The sequence below is a fragment of the Candidatus Methylomirabilis limnetica genome (assembly GCF_003044035.1).
GTDB lineage: Bacteria > Methylomirabilota > Methylomirabilia > Methylomirabilales > Methylomirabilaceae > Methylomirabilis > Methylomirabilis limnetica.
The window spans coordinates 1-15,229 of the sequence record NZ_NVQC01000038.1 but is presented as its reverse complement, the minus strand read 5'-3'; the positions used below and the strand labels follow the sequence as shown (position 1 = coordinate 15,229).

At 53.7% G+C, this 15,229-nt stretch carries 12 protein-coding genes and 1 pseudogene; all 13 read left to right on the top strand.

All coding sequences use genetic code 11. From position 1 onward, the window contains the following. The first annotated feature begins 291 nt into the window (after window positions 1-291). On the top strand, window positions 292-1,266 hold the full coding sequence (locus CLG94_RS12525; RefSeq protein ID WP_107564019.1) for a lipid II:glycine glycyltransferase FemX: 975 nt from the start codon (window positions 292-294) through the stop codon (window positions 1,264-1,266). 325 nt (window positions 1,267-1,591) lie between these two features. Continuing rightward, window positions 1,592-3,019, top strand: coding sequence for an MOP flippase family protein (locus tag CLG94_RS12520; protein WP_161954183.1), 1,428 nt, complete (start codon window positions 1,592-1,594; stop codon window positions 3,017-3,019). A gap of 16 nt (window positions 3,020-3,035) precedes the next feature. Continuing rightward, window positions 3,036-4,871, top strand: a complete 1,836-nt coding sequence (locus CLG94_RS12515; protein ID WP_107564017.1) for an asparagine synthase-related protein — start codon at window positions 3,036-3,038, stop codon at window positions 4,869-4,871. Window positions 4,872-5,624: 753 nt separating this feature from the next. After that, entirely contained in the window at window positions 5,625-6,026 is a 402-nt protein-coding gene (locus CLG94_RS12505; RefSeq protein ID WP_107564015.1) for a hypothetical protein, read from the top strand. A gap of 29 nt (window positions 6,027-6,055) precedes the next feature. After that, window positions 6,056-6,886 (top strand): transposase, encoded by an 831-nt coding sequence (locus CLG94_RS12500; protein WP_161954181.1) that lies wholly within the window; start codon window positions 6,056-6,058, stop codon window positions 6,884-6,886. Window positions 6,887-6,985: 99 nt separating this feature from the next. Further along, entirely contained in the window at window positions 6,986-8,092 is a 1,107-nt protein-coding gene (locus CLG94_RS12495) for a glycosyltransferase family 4 protein (RefSeq protein WP_107564013.1), read from the top strand. A gap of 70 nt (window positions 8,093-8,162) precedes the next feature. Continuing rightward, entirely contained in the window at window positions 8,163-9,071 is a 909-nt protein-coding gene (locus tag CLG94_RS12490; protein WP_133174723.1) for a DUF2334 domain-containing protein, read from the top strand. A gap of 154 nt (window positions 9,072-9,225) precedes the next feature. Further along, window positions 9,226-10,536, top strand: coding sequence for a glycosyltransferase (locus tag CLG94_RS12485; RefSeq protein ID WP_107564011.1), 1,311 nt, complete (start codon window positions 9,226-9,228; stop codon window positions 10,534-10,536). Further along, on the top strand, window positions 10,536-11,894 hold the full coding sequence (locus tag CLG94_RS12480; protein WP_107564010.1) for an O-antigen ligase family protein: 1,359 nt from the start codon (window positions 10,536-10,538) through the stop codon (window positions 11,892-11,894). Before CLG94_RS12485 ends, CLG94_RS12480 begins: the two co-directional genes overlap by 1 nt. Then, window positions 11,891-13,024, top strand: a complete 1,134-nt coding sequence (locus CLG94_RS12475) for a glycosyltransferase (RefSeq protein WP_107564009.1) — start codon at window positions 11,891-11,893, stop codon at window positions 13,022-13,024. Before CLG94_RS12480 ends, CLG94_RS12475 begins: the two co-directional genes overlap by 4 nt. Window positions 13,025-13,038: 14 nt before the next feature. After that, window positions 13,039-14,274, top strand: a complete 1,236-nt coding sequence (locus CLG94_RS12470) for a glycosyltransferase (protein ID WP_107564008.1) — start codon at window positions 13,039-13,041, stop codon at window positions 14,272-14,274. A 40-nt stretch (window positions 14,275-14,314) separates the two neighbouring features. Continuing rightward, on the top strand, window positions 14,315-14,569 hold the full coding sequence (locus CLG94_RS12465; RefSeq protein ID WP_161954180.1) for a glycosyltransferase: 255 nt from the start codon (window positions 14,315-14,317) through the stop codon (window positions 14,567-14,569). Window positions 14,570-14,688: 119 nt separating this feature from the next. Then, a pseudogene (locus tag CLG94_RS12460) lies at window positions 14,689-15,229 on the top strand (IS21 family transposase); the annotation flags it as partial.

The following is a 15,229-nucleotide window of genomic DNA, read 5'->3' as shown; positions in this document are numbered from 1 at the left end:
GCTGTCGAAAGACTTTCGTGTCAAAACTGTACGGCGAATTCGCAGTAGGCAAAATTCCAAGCTATCCACTATTTTCATCCGTATGGCTAATTGTCTACCGGGGCTATTCGTTTGCTCTCTGAACTGGCTGGCCCGAAGGGAAATGTTTCTCGCTCAACGTGCAGATGAGAGCTATCTTCTTAACGTCCCGTATTATGACATCCTGATCGAGGCGTAATCCGATGAAAACATATCCGCGGATTGAAGTGCTCTCGGCGATACTGAGGTATCTCGCCTTCCTGGGATCCCGCGATGCGTGAGCTTGGATGGGTATCGGACACGCTGTGGGAGGACGTCGCGCGAAATTGCGAATACGCGACGTTTTTCCACACGCCGGCATGGGGCAGACTCTTCGAAACGGCCGGACTAGCAGTTCGTCGATGTGCACGAGGTTTCTTGCTGGACGACCAGCGCGTGGCGATCGTGCCTGCCGTCGAAACTTCAATCCATCTGGGCGGGCTTATGCATGGGTACGCGATGACTGCAGCAAATGTTTACGGTGGTGTTATTTCGACGCGTCGTCTCGCTCAATGGGAGATCGAATCTATCCTTTCAAGGCTGACCGGCCCTCGTACAATCGAACTGACGATTGTTGAGAATCCGTATGCGCCGTTCGAGCTGCCCAGGCCGTTCCTTGCAAGTAACGACTTCACGCACGTTCTCGACCTCTCCGCCGGGATTGATCAGGTGCTTCGAGGAACCAGCCATGGTAATCGGTATAGTGTAAAAAAGGCGGTGAAGATGGGCGTGAAAGTCCGAATCGCGGAATCACTGGAGGATTTCAAAGCCTACTATGCAGTCTACCATGACAGCCTCCGACGGTGGGGGGGAAGTGTTACGAGCAGATACCCATGGCAACTTTTCGAAGCCATAAGAGAGTACGCTCAGTCAAGTGAAGCGTGCCGGCTGTGGATTGCCGAAGTGCGTGGTCTGGTGGTGGCGGGCGCTTTGGTTTTTTACTGGAATGGCTGGCACGCGGTCTGGTGGCATGGTGCCGGGCTAGAATCGTATTTCTCGTATAGCCCGACGAACCTCTTGCAATCCGAGATTATCAGGGATGCTCACGGGTGCGGATACCGGTGGTACGACTTTAATCCGAGCGGAGGACATGCGGGCGTTGTGGCGTTCAAGGAGTCCTTTGGAGCCGCCCGAATGCGGGTAAAGGTATCGCGTTGGGAGAATCCGATGTACCACGTTTATAGGCGCCTGAGAAGGTTGATTCGGTGAGGGTTAAACGGCTGTTAGCCGGATGTGAGAATTAAATGAGCAGGTCAAAAATAGCCGATCTCAGCGAGACCTTGTTACATACTCACGACAGGACAGTTCGTTTTCCGTGTAAGGGGTCAAGGGCAAGAGGTCGATCGTACCGTCTGGAAGCCAACATGAGGAGATTCGTGGTGGTTGTGGACATACTGTACATTTCCGGCGTCGCCCAGACTCAGTACCATGCGGTCTGACTACTGGTTATTCTTGGTACAACTTTACTTCTTAATCCAATGGACACGCTGATATCCGACTCCAATGTTCTCCATCAAAAGACCAGCACCGAGAAGTGGCTGTACATGGGGTCAAGTGGACGACTGTTTCTGCCATCTTCCGTGTGGGTCTTCAGACGCTCAGGATTGCGATCCTTAGCCGCCTTTTGACACCCGTCGATTTCGGTCTAATGGCAATGATTTCCATTCTGCTCGGCTTGATTGATGCCTTCATGGATCTAGGAACAGGTAATGCGATCATTCAACGCCGTGATACTACCTCTCACCAGTTGGCCAGCCTATATTGGCTCAATCTTACCTTTGCAACCGCGGTCTCCACCTTCATCATCGCCTCGACTCCACTATTCTCGACCTTCTATGCTGAACCTCAACTGAGAATGTTGCTACCCTGGTGTGCCCCCCTATTCTTAATTAACGCTATCGGCTTCGTTTTTCGCAATGTCATGCAAAGAGACCTCAATTTTGCTTTGCTCGCCCGCATCCAGATGATCGCTGTAACCATCGGCTCTGCCGTAGCGGTCATTTTCGCATTCCGTGGTCATGGTGTTTTCTCTCTCATTTTAGCGCAATTAGCCACGGCAGCCACTACGGCGACACTGTATGTCGCTTTTGGCCGACACTCTTGGCACCCGACATGGCACTTTGACCTTCGCGATCTCAGGGGCTACATCAACTTCGGTCTTTATCAGATGGGTGAGCGCTTCGTCAATTACATTTCCGCTAACATCGACTATCTTGTTATCGGCCGCGCTCTCGGGCCCCACGCCTTAGGCAGTTACACTCTCGCTTATCAATTAGTCGTTCTTCCTTTGACTACGATCAACCCGATTCTGACCAGCGTTGCCTTCCCCTTGTTCGCGAAGGTTCAGTCTGATAATGCAGCCTTGCGCCGCGGGTATCTCGCCATTGCCAAATTCCTGGCCTTCACGACACTACCAGTGCTAATTGGAGCAGGTCTGACCGCACCGGTTTTGGTACCTCTCGTATTCGGCCCAAAGTGGGGGGAAGCCATCCGCTTGGTTCAAATCCTTGCCTTTCTCGGCGTGTTGAAGTCTTTTGCTAACCCGTCTGGCTCCGTCTTGCTGGCAAAGGGTCGCGTGGACATCGATTTCAAGTGGGAGTGCTTTAGTGCTACCCTGAACGCCATTACGTTCGCGGCAGTTGTGCATTATGGTGTCGCCGCTGTGGCGATTTCACATGTGATCCTTGTCGGTCTGTATTTCCTTCCTTTCGTATGGATTGTTTGCCGCCTGATAGATTTGCCATTGCGACAGTACCTACTTGTTTTTGTGCGCCCTGCGACGTTTGTGACCGTTATGGCAAGCGCCGTGCTTTTGAGTAATAATATCCTGACTGTCTTAATTGGAAACCATATTGTGCTCCTTCTTTCTCTGTGCCTCATTGGAAGCACGATCTTTGTTTTACAAATCAGTTACTTTGAGCGGCAGTACATTAAAGATCTGTGGCGGCTTTTAGCGAACTAATTGCTTGGGGGTTCCCATGCCTGGCTTAGTCGGATTCACTCTTGGTCCTGCGCTCGCACAGGATGAGGGACGCATCTTAGAAAAAATGCGTGCCATGATTGCGCACCAATCATTTTATAAAGGGGATCAACTGTTTACTGATTCCCTAGTGGCTGTTTCCAGATCTCACATTAACGTCCTGCCATCTCAGTCGCAGCCACACAAAGAAGGTGAGGTTTTGGTGTGGCTGGATGGCGAGCTTTATAACCGCGACGAATTATCTAACGGACGGCACGCGAGCATATCAAGTGACGCCGCCCTATTGGGCGAACTCTTCATCCAAAATCATGGCAGCTTCTCGTTTCTGCGACGGATTGATGGGGATTACTCTGCAGTCATTTATGACCGCCCGCGACAAGCACTGCATTTGATCACCGATCGTTACGCCATGCGTCAGCTCTATTGGACAATCGTCGGTGACTCTGTGGTCTGGGCCTCCGAGTTAAAGGCGTTCCTCGCATTCCCCCTCTTTGCTCCTCGTATTGATCCCGAGGCAATCACCGAATTCCTCGAGATCGGTTATTTGCTCGAGGACCGAACCTGGTTTTTGGGTGTTCACCTCCTTTCACCTGGCAGCGTATTAACCGTTAATCTCTCTACCTCTTCTGTGCAGAAGCAGCGTTATTGGTGGTGGGCAGACATAGAACCTCTGAGGGGGCCATTTGACAACACCGAAATCGCCGAAGAGCTTGGTCGACTATTCATACAAGCGGTGCTGCGACGGTCCAGTAGCCAGCATCGGTTCGGCATCGAGCTAAGCGGAGGTCTAGATTCACGCGCAATCTTGGCAGCGATGCCCCAGCAGGGTACGTCACTCCAAACTGTCACGTTCGGCAAACCGGGCTGCGACGATATTCGGATTGCTGCAAGGGTCGCAAAACTTAAAAGGGCCACACACCACATTGTCGAGTTGACAGCTCAGAATTGGTTGCTTCCCCGGCTTGGCGGTGTCTGGTGGACGGATGGCGAACTGGCCCTTTTGCACATGCACGGCATTGAGGGGCTTAATCTGTATCGCGAATGGTTTGACATTGTTGTGCACGGACATGCCGGCGATGTCATTCTGGGTGGCAGTTTTTTGACACAGGAACTGGTTCATCGGCCAGCAAGCCGCGAACTTGTTGCCCAGGCTATGCGATGTAATCCTGATCTCCTGACAAGTTTCAAGGAATATTCGGCACTTCATACGTCTGATTTCTATTTTCTGCAAAATCGCCTCCGAAGATTCGCGTTTACTGGGATCAAGTATGCGCAAACAGCAGTCGTGTTTCGCACGCCATTTTATGATAACAAACTTTTTGAATATGTGTATTCTCTTCCCAATGAATTAAGGTACAAAAGTTTCATCTACAAGCGGATGCTTCTCCAGAACTTCCCATTGTTCTATAAAGGAGTTCCGTGGCAAAAAACCGGGGTTCCCATTAACTGGCCGTCAGTCGCAGAACGGGCTGGAAAGTTTAGGCGTCGGCTCCATCGCGCCGCTAGTTGGCGCCTGGCCAAGATAGGAATTAATTGGAAATCAGATGCGAATTACACCGATTATCCAAATTGGATCCGCCAAGAGCCAGCTCGCTCCTTTTTTTCCCAAATTCTTGAGAATCCGGCCGCATTATATCCAGAATTCTACCCACGATGGCGAGTGATCGAGGCTCTTGATGCTTTTCTTGTGGGGGGCCTGGACTATATGAATGGAATTAACTACGCCGAGATGCTGTGTCGGTATCTAACACTCGAAATTTGGTTGCAGCAAGTGTTCGAAAAGAGATATCGAGAAAGCCCATCAATGACATTATCGGGATTGGAAGCCGTGTGATGTTTTCGGCGCTGTCAGAGATAGCGGACGATTTGCCGCGGGTTAGCGCTGCGGATCTTAGGGCGCTCTTGGCGATGGCTACGGTGACGTTCCCCTAATTCTCGGGCTGCTTTGTGTGCGCGGCCCGAAGTGGGCACCCACGATTTCGATCGTGTAGGTCCTGTCCATCGTTGGACTACTTCAGTCCGTGGTGATGACTGTGGGGTGGATCTATGTGGTGAGGGCTCGGATGGATCTGCTGTAGAGGTGGGGAGCTGCCTCGATACCTGTTATCTACGCGTCGGCATTTGTGAGTGCTTATATGCCAATGCTGGTGCTGTTGGCGGGCGTTGTGCTCCTGGGCGGTGTCAAGGTGTTCAGCAGCGACATTACCGGGAGAGGGGGGGCGCCCTGCCTATAACTCCATTAACGCGGGCGTTGTAGTGGCTCTCACAGTGGTTTTGGACTTGGTCCTCATCCCTCGATACGGTGTGATAGGTGCTGCCTTGGCCTCCAGCATTGCCTATACGGGGCAATTCCTTATAGCCATTATCTGTTACCTTGCTATCAGCCGATCTGCAAGGGAGGCGACGCCATTGCAAGCGTCGGTGCCATGAAAGATAACGGGGCTTACGGTACGCCTGGTTAGTCTGTAATGACGAAGGTGTGCTATTCTTAGTTGAGAATTGACGAAGTGGCTCCTGCGTGATGAAGTGGTGTTGGCAAAGACACCCCACAACCGCACGACAAAAGGAGCCGCTCCATGAAAGAGTCATGCGAATTCAGGGACAAGGCAAGGTCAAAGACGTGGGCCTGCAAGCGCTGAGCAAGGTGCCCGCACTCGAGGATCTGAATGCCAAGATTGCGCTGATCCAAGCGCTCATCCCCCTGGGGCTTCAGGCCGTAGCAGAGACCTTGAAGGCTGAGGTCACTGCGCTGACAGGCGAGTGGTACCAGCGCAGCCGCAGCCTCCCAGGGGCCGTCCGGTGCTCCCACCAGCGCGGGTCGGTCTCCCTGCTCGATCAGACACTCCCGATCACCTATCAGCGAGTCCGGGATCGGCTGCGGCGCACAGAGATCCCGCTGCGTACCTCCCAGCAGTTGCGAGCAGCCACGGGCCGCGGATGCCGGGCTCTTTCGGACGATCCTGCACGGCCTGTCCTGTCGCCAGTATGAGATCTGCGCAGAGGCGGTGCCCGAGGCATTTGGCCTCAGTCCCTCGACCGTCTCCCGGAGGGTCATCCGATAGAGCGCCAAGCATCTGCAGGCCCTTCCGTGAGCGCACGCTGGACGGCTATGACGTCATTGCCCTGCTGCTCGATGGCAAGACCTTCGCGGAGGACGAGATCGTCATCGCCCTGGGGATTACGGTGACCGGGGAGAAGGTCATCCTCGGCTTTGTGCAAACCGCGACCGAGAACGAACGGGTCTGCGCAGCCTTGCTCCGGGCGCTGATCGAGCGGGGCCTGCAGATCGAGCAAGGTCTGCTCTGCGTCATCGACCCAAGGGGCTGCGCACAGCGATTGCTGACGGTCTTCGGGTCTCAGGCCCTCGTGCAGCGGTGTCAATGGCATACGCGAGAGAACAGTGTGGCGTACCTCCCGAAGAGCCAGCGCACGCTCTGGCGCCGCACGCTCCAGGCGGCCTACGAGCAACCGACCTCTGTCCTGGCGAAGGCGGCGCTGCTCAGCCTTCGGACCGAACTGCGGCTCCTGAACGCCTCGGCGGTCACAAGCCTCGACGAAGGCTTGGATGAGACGCTCACCCTGCATCATCTGGGCCTGTTCCGCTCCCTGGGCATCAGCCTGAAGACGACGAACGGCATCGAGTCGCTCAATGCGCAGCTCGGGGCCTACACCGATAAGGGTGATCGGTGGCGCAACTCCGAGCAGAAGCACCGCTGGGTGGCCTCTGCGCTGCTGACCATCGAGCCGCGTCTGCACCGGATCAAGGGCTACCGGCACCTGCCACCGCTGCGCGCTGCGCTTCAACGGGAGATTGCCTCGAGCACCCAACGGCAAGAGCATGTGGCGTAAGAGACATGGGAGGCCGCTTCGCATTGTCAACTAAGAATGGGATTGACTCGTAATGACGGATGTGCCATTGAAGATGTCTCTGCTGCACCAGGGTGAGCTATGAAGCTTCGCCTCTTCTACTTTGCGCCCCCAAAGAGCATTCATACTATTCGGTGGCTATCGGCATTTGTACGCATGGGCCATGATGTCCATTTGGCCACGACGGATGTAGACGCTGGGCGTGCGATTCCGGGCGTAGTGGTTCACGACATGAACGTCAAGGGGATGATTCCAGGGCCTGTGAGGTTCATTCGGCGTTGGAAGAAGGTGCGAGAAATCCTACGCGTAGTCAATCCGGATATAGTGCATGGCCACTGTGTTTCCTGGTCAGGAGGGTACGCAGCCTACTTTCGCAGGCACCCACTCGTGCTGACATCATGGGGGTCTGATATCCTGGTGGGTCCCACCAAATCCCGCTTCCGCTGGTGGGTGACGCGCTGGCGGCTGCGCCGTTGCGATCTCGTGACTGTGGACTCAGAGGACCTGAAGCGAGCGGTGGTGGCACTCGGCGTTTCGGAAGACCGCGTTGCATTGATTCAGTGGGGAGTCAACGTGGAACGCATCCACTCGCTACGGGGAAGCGGCTGCTTACGTCAACTCGCGGGAGTACCGCGGGATGCGCTGGTGGTGCTGAGTACGCGGCGCTTTGAGCCGATCTATAACCTAGACACGGTTATACGAGCTATCCCGAAGATTCTTTCTAGAATCCGGCGGGATGTGTATTTTGTGTTCATCGGAGGCGGCAGCCTTCAGGCTCAGTTCGAATCGCTGGCGAGGAATCTCGACGTGGAGAAGCATGTTCGTTTCATCGGTGACTTGGCCCACGAAGAGTTGGAGGAATGCTACGGAGGGGCACAAGTGTATGTATCTGTGCCTCAATCTGATACCACTTCTGTCTCCTTGTTGGAGGCTATGGCTGCAGCTCTACCCGCCGTGGTAAGTGATGCGCCGTCAAACCTCGAGTGGATCAAGGATGGGTGGAACGGCTGGGTTGTTCCTCGAGGTGACGCGGAGGCTCTAGCGAACGCCTTGCTTCGCCTTATCAAGGACCAGGTTGCTCGTCAGGAGTTTGGCGCTCGAAGTGAAAAGATCGCGGTAGAGAGGGCAGACCATATTACCAACATGCGCAAGATGGAAGAGCTATATCGGGCGCTGGCGAGGTCGTGAGACCGGGGTTGACGGCGTAGAGATGTTGTGGGGCAAATCCTTATAAGTATTGAGAATAGGGAGATGCTTATTGAATATTTTATTCGGAAAAAAATGGCCATTTTTCATCATAGTAGATGATGCAGGATTTCCATGCGTAAACCCAGAGAGAGATAGTGCGAAAATTACTATGGACTTTTACTGCAATGTGTTGAGTCTCGCCAAGCAATATAAGATGCGAATCCCTCTGTGTTTTACTATGAAGTATTTGGACGTGAATCATATTGCGCCAGAGTCTTCCCCTCTGCCCTATGCGGAAGAGCTTATAGCTTTGCTTAAGGAAAATACAGAGTGCATTGAATTCGGTTATCACGGACTGACTCATGAGTATAAAAACAAACCAATTGAATTCTTCGATACATATACAAATTCAAATGTGCCGTATAATATTCAACGGTTTCATATCCAGACAAGTTTCCAAATAATTGAATCGTTATTCCTTTCTAAACCGGAGGTTTTTGTTCCGCCTGGTCATGCTTGGCAGCTGGGTGTTACTGATAAAATACTTAGTGAATATGGAATAAAGTACCTCATTTCTGTTTCCGAACTAAAATTTAACGAGAGATCATATCGGTGGATGGATTCTCAATTTCTTTCCTTCCTTCCACGAACATCTGTGATGGAAATTTATCATGCTGATATCAATCTTGATAAAGGAGTTATGAGAAGGAGAAGTGATGGAAGGCTTGTTCTTATTAATGCGGATTCGGCAAAAAAGGCAATATATCCTAGAAGTCTTTACTACAATTTAAGACATCGAAGAAAGTTCATGTCGCCGCCTATTCATAGCTATATGACTCATATCGGTAATTTTTCTAATCAAGCGATGGGGTTCTGGCGGGAAGTTCTTGATTCTCTCTTAGAAAGAGAGGAGATTCATGTTTGCCATACTAATGTGGAAGCTGAGAAATATTATAAGATTCTAAGAGGCATAGCGTAATCGTCCAGTCGATTTTCATGTCGCATGCAAAAGTAAGGATGTAATGTGATGACTTTTTTCGGCACCGCATGGCTTCCCCTTCGGTCGGCCGAGTCGAAGATCTCTGCCTGGCGTTAGTTCAGTCCGGTCCGGGTCTTGACGGCGGAAAGGTTTCATGAGGCGGGTTCTGTTAATCAGCTACGCTTACCCTCCACGCCCCGCGATCGGGTCTGTGCGACTTGGCGGGCTTGCCAAGTACCTCCCTCAATTTGGCTGGGAACCCATTATCGTGACCCCGAGGCTCCCCGATGGTCCGCGGCCCTCAGCGAGAGTCATCCAGACAGAGTATCGAGATGTCGTGGGAGCGTGGAAGGCAAGACTTGGACTGGATGTCTCTCGCGGACTCCATGAGCAGCTTAAGCTCCACGTCTCCTCTATTTCAGAATCCAAGCGCCTTCACAATCGAGTTCTTAACTGGATGGAGGCAGTTATTGCCTATCCTGATCCAAAGAAGGGGTGGATTCCCTTCGCGGTCGAGGCAATCCAAAACTTTGGTCGAAGTGAAAAGGTGGATGCGATCCTGAGTTCAGCGTATCCTCCCTCTTGTCACCTGATTGGCCGAAGAGCCAAGGATACCCTCAAATGCCCGTGGGTCGCAGACTTCCGAGATCTCTGGACGCAACACCATTACTATGCTGGCGGGCGGATCCGCCGCGCGGTAGAGGGGCGTTTAGAGAGAAAGACTGTTAGTCCTGCGGATGCCCTTGTCACTGTCTCTGCTCCGTGGGCAGAACTCCTCAGACAGAAGTTCAGAGAGCAGCCTATCCACTGGATCACCAACGGTTTTGACCCTGACGAATTCGCGCCGAGAGCGCACAAGCTCACAACGACCTTTTCTATCTCGCATACCGGGGAACTTTACCAAGGCAAGCGAGACCCCACTTTACTCCTGGAGGTGATTGCAGATCTGATAAGGGCAGGGGTTATTTCTCGATCGGAGACGCGGATACGGTTTTATGGTCCACCGGGGTCTTGGTGGTTACCTGCCTTAGTCGAGCGCTGCGGGCTGAGCGACGTTGTGGAGATCTGCGGGCTGATACCGCGAGCCGATGCACTTGTGCGTCAGCAAGAGTCCCAGCTACTTCTGTTGTTGATCGGTCCCGACGCCCCAGAACTCGTTGGTCATTACCCCGCGAAGGCATTTGAGTATCTGGGTTCGAGAAGACCGATTATCGCCCTAGGAGGTCCAGTCGGAGTGGTGTCCGATCTCTTGCGTGAAACCAGCGCCGGAGTTCATGTCAGGTCGAGGGCAGATTTGCAGGCGGTTCTGATTAAAGCCTACAAAGAGTATCAGCAGTTGGGGTGCGTCTCCTACGCGGGGGATGAAACTGCGATTTCACGCTACACCCATCTGGAGATGGCTAGGAAGTTTGCAGCTATCCTGAACACAGTGACGGGGGATGGGTTGACGACCGGGAGTATCTGATGTTTCAAAGGACAGAAGTGTTGGGGCGCCCTAATCGTACTGCCGTGTGGCTGGGTGCAACCATTGGCGCTGCCACCGTTGGGTTATGGCTGATGAGCAGCCTCTCTCGTCAAGATGGGATTTATTGGTTTCTAGCTGGACTGGATCTAGTGTTGAGCTTTATCTTCTACCCCTTCGGCGTGCTCCAATTTATCTTTCTGAATCTAATCGGCGAGCTCACTTTTGAAGATGCGTCTCAATTGACTCCGGTGAGAATTCTGGGACTTGTGATTGTCTTTCGGCGATTGATTGATCTGGCTTTTCGTGGAATGCCCTTGAAGATGGCGAAGGCTCCCATGCTGGTCTGGGCTTTCCTATTTATGCTTTCACTTGGCGTTTCGATCTTCGCCTCACAAGATATTTCCGAAAGCTTGACAGTTTTATTTACCTATGTACAGCTTCTAATTATGTTCTTTCTCGTCATTGATTTTGTGCGCGGCGAGGGAGAATTCAAGTATCTTCTCATGGTGTTCGTTCTCAGTAGCTTGGTGAACGCAGGGTTCGCGATATATCAATTTCACTTCGAGAACATGGCGCGAGTCGGAGGCACGATTGGAAATGCGAACCGATTTGGTATCATCCAACTCGTCCTGCTCTGCCTGATCGCACCTGTTTTCGGATCATTATCAGCAGGCTGGCTGAGGTTTGCTATGTGGCTTGCCTTGGGCCCGATTGCCTACAGTATCTTACTCTCATTCTCGCGTGGGGCTTTCGTCGCCGCTGTGGCTGTACTTTTGTACTACTTACTGTTCTTGCGATCTGGCGGAGTTCGGCCCAAAGTGGCTCTGGTTGTGGTCATCCTTGCGGCTTTCGTGTTGGCGCCAGAGGGTTTCTACGATCGCATCGACACTATCCGGATCGCCCTATCCGGGACACAGCTACGGGAGGGGTCAATTCCGACGCGGCTTCTTTACTACAGAGCGGGCGTCCAGATGGGTCTGGATCATCCCTTAACTGGTGTTGGCCTTGGACAATTCAACCGCCATATTGCGACTTACGCCAATCTGCGTACGGTGGAAGCCCGCGGGGCGCATAATATGTACGTCTCGGTGTTCGCCGAGACGGGTATAATCGGTCTTATCGCATTCCTAGGATTTCTCGCCACGAGCTTTGTGGCGGTCAGAGGTCGCCAACGACTGAGCTTGTTGGGGACAAGATTCGGGACAGCCTTTGCCAACAGTGCGGAGTTAGGGAATACGGCTCTCCTGTTCGGTGGACTGTTCGCGAGCTTGGAGTACTCAAAGGTTCTCTGGATACTGTTAGCGCTTGCCGCGGCGGTACGGAAACCTGATAACAGTGAGGACGTGGTACTTGGATGAAGATCCTGTATATCATCGGCGGCCTAGGTATGGGAGGTGCAGAGCGACAGCTCCTTTATCTGGCTGAAAGCATCGCCCGGCTTGCGGACGTGACCGTAGTCTCTCTTTCCGAGTCCGACATTGGATTGCAGCCGGAGTTCGAGCGTCTGGTTGGAGTGCAAACCGTTCTCTGTCCCAAGCGCCCAGGGATAGACACCTTGCTCATCCCGCGCCTTGTGACCTTGTTTCGGCGTGAGCGTCCAGTCATTGTGCATACGTATCTCAGGACGGCGGGTTACTGGGGGCGAGTGGCTGCATACCTAGCCGGCGTCCCAATCCGTATATCTAGCGAACGGAATATTGAAATTGAACGAGGCAGCTTTGCAAATGTGTTAGACCGAATACTGTCATGGGTGACGGATCGAGTAGTCGTGAACGCCGATGCCATTCGAGACTACCTTATCCATACTGAAGGGTTGGATCCACTGAAGATCGACGTCATCTATAACGGGGTCCCGGCCTCTCATGCGCTTCTGGGGCCCGAAATGCACACGATGCGCCGGGAACTCGGATTAGGGGAGTTCGAATATGTGGTGGGGTTCATCGGTCGTCTTGTTCCCCAGAAGAACCCTGGATTGTTTCTTGAGATGGCTCAGGCCGTTCTCCGCAGCGGTCTCAGGTGCGGGTTCTTATTGGTTGGGGACGGACCGTTGCGGGCAACACTTGGCGAGCAGGCTCGCAATCTTGAAATCGACAAATCTGTCCGATTTGCTGGAGTTCGGAACGACGTGCCTCGTATCCTTGGTGTGATCGACCTCCTGGTCCTGACATCGGACTGGGAGGGCCTCCCCAACGTCATTCTCGAGGCGTTCGCGGCAGGCGTTCCCACTGTAGCCACCAATGTGGGAGGCGTTGGTGAGTTGCTCGCGGATGGGGTTACGGGATACATAGTACCGCCGCGTGATGTGCCAACGCTCGTTGACCGCGTTATTCGCATGCTAAGCGATAGGGATTTTCAAGGCCAGTGTGGGAGGCACGGACGCGAGTACGTCCAATCTCGCTTTTCGATCTCCGTGATGATTGACCAGACCGTTGCCCTCTACAACTCAGTATTGCGGAGTCGGGGTCTTCCCGACCTTCGGCCTGGCTAGTTGGAGCACCGGGGATGGCCATCTCTCAGCTTCGAGTTGCTGTGTTCACCTCTCAGGCCCCATGGGGGAAGAGCGAGTCGTTCGTGTTGACGGAGATCGCCGAGCTTCGGCGCCTGGTCGAGGCCGTCCTTGTAATTCCGGTCCGGCCAGGTTCTGCACTTTTTCATGGCGAGTTGGCCCGTAGGATAGGTCAGTATACGATTCGGCTACCGGTGATCAACCCCATGATTCTGGGCTACGTGGCCGCCGCGACCCTCTGGTCGCCAAGACGTGTGGGGCAGGCGTTCGCGGAAATCATCAAGGGCGCAACAAGCTTTCGCGTATTGATGAAAAACCTTGCAGTGTTTCCTAAAGCTGTGTACGTCGCCAGACTCATTCGGCAATTCGGGGCTCATCATATCCACGCCCATTGGGCATCGGTGCCCGCCACCATGGCCCTCGTAGTCTCTCGTCTTACAGGAGTGTCATGGAGCTTTACTGCCTACCGTTGGGATATTGCCGAGGATAACCTCCTCCGCGCTAAGCTCCTATCTGCTAGCTTCGCTCGCGTCGCTTCGCTTGGTGGTCAGAACGAGATTCTTGACATTACTGGGGTAAGGGAGTGCCAGACTCTTTTCACCATCCACACGGGCACTGAAGTACTGGAGGATGGAGGCGCACTATGTCTCAGGAGCGATCGGGAGTTCTCGATTGGATGCATGGCAAACCTTGTAGAAAAGAAGGGGCACTGTTACTTAATTGAGGCCTGTCGATTGCTCCAGCAGCGGGGCTGGCGTTTCATCTGTCACATCGTGGGTGATGGACCCCTCCGGGAAAGCCTCGAAGCCTTAGTGCGCGAGTATGGACTGCACGAATGTGTACGGTTATGGGGCGCCATCCCGCACGACGAGGTCATTCGTATGCTCCGACGCCGAGAGATCGATCTAGTTGTCCTTCCCAGCATACACACGATGAACGGCGAGCGCGAAGGGATTCCAAATGTGTTGGTGGAGGCTTTGGCGCATAGAGTGCCGACGATCTCAACGACCACCGGGGAAATTCCTGAGCTGCTTGGCGACGGCGCTGGAGTCCTTGTCAAGCCGGCCGACGCGGGGGCTCTGGCCGACGCTATCCAGTTAGTTATGGAGGACTCCGCCTATTCGGAAAGCTTAGTTGAAACTGGATTCGCTAGGGTTTCAGCCGATTTCAATATCCGAACGGTGGCTGAGCGGCTCGTAACACTCATGGAAGGCTTCGGCGGGATTGGGTAGATGGTTTCGTCGAACTTCCAACAGTGTAGGATACTGGTCTTTGAGTGATCTTCCCAAAGTCTCTATCGTCATTCCTTGCCGGAACGAGGGACAGTTGATCGGCAAATGCCTCGATTCCATCGTTGCCAATGATTACCCTAAGGATCGCCTTGAGGTACTGGTGGTCGATGGGATAAGTGAGGACGAGACCCGGATGACTGTGCAGAGCTATGCTCATGACTATGCATTTATCAGGCTGTTGAATAATCCGAAAAAAATTACCCCGGTTGCTCTTAATATGATTTCGCTAGAGTAAAAGGGACCCACCTAACACGGCAATGATCGAGCAAAAGGAGCCCACTCTGATACGCTCGCTGTTTCTCGTGTGTTCGAGCAAGACCACACCAGAGACAGGGAGGGAGAGGAGTGCTAGGGATGGATCAGTACGAGCTCATCAGGACGGCCGCTCGGGTGTATCAGAAGAGTATTCGTCAGATCGCGCGGGAGACTGGGCATACACGCAAAACGATCCGCAAGGTTCTAGCTGGCTGGGAGCCTAAGTACCGGAGGAGGCACGAACCGGCCTCCCGGGTGATGGACTCGGTCGCCGCCATCATCGAGGGCTGGCTCCGCACGGATCAGGAGACCCCCAAGAAGCATCGCCACACGGCGCACCGGATCTGGACCCGACTGGTCGAAGAGTATGCCTTTCCGGGTGCGGAGTCGACAGTTAGACGATGGGTGCGGGAGCAGAAGGCTCGGCTGGGATGGCCGACAGTCACAGCGGTCATCCCCTTAGACCCGGAGCTCGCGCAGGAGGCGGAAGTCGACTGGGGAGCTGCCTGGGTCCGCATGGCAGGAGAGGAGCGGCAGGTCAAGCTCTTCTGTATGCGATCGCGCTATTCGGGCATGCCCTTTGTGCGGGCCTATCCGTACGAGCGACAGGAGATGTTCTTCGATGGCCACACCCGAGCCT

Coding starts and splice junctions, on each gene's coding strand:
- CLG94_RS12525 (WP_107564019.1), top strand. CDS start 292: ATGCGTGAGCTTGGATGGGTATCGGACACGCTGTGGGAGGACGTCGCG.
- CLG94_RS12515 (WP_107564017.1), top strand. CDS start 3,036: ATGCCTGGCTTAGTCGGATTCACTCTTGGTCCTGCGCTCGCACAGGAT.
- CLG94_RS12505 (WP_107564015.1), top strand. CDS start 5,625: ATGCGAATTCAGGGACAAGGCAAGGTCAAAGACGTGGGCCTGCAAGCG.
- CLG94_RS12495 (WP_107564013.1), top strand. CDS start 6,986: ATGAAGCTTCGCCTCTTCTACTTTGCGCCCCCAAAGAGCATTCATACT.
- CLG94_RS12485 (WP_107564011.1), top strand. CDS start 9,226: ATGAGGCGGGTTCTGTTAATCAGCTACGCTTACCCTCCACGCCCCGCG.
- CLG94_RS12480 (WP_107564010.1), top strand. CDS start 10,536: ATGTTTCAAAGGACAGAAGTGTTGGGGCGCCCTAATCGTACTGCCGTG.
- CLG94_RS12475 (WP_107564009.1), top strand. CDS start 11,891: ATGAAGATCCTGTATATCATCGGCGGCCTAGGTATGGGAGGTGCAGAG.
- CLG94_RS12470 (WP_107564008.1), top strand. CDS start 13,039: ATGGCCATCTCTCAGCTTCGAGTTGCTGTGTTCACCTCTCAGGCCCCA.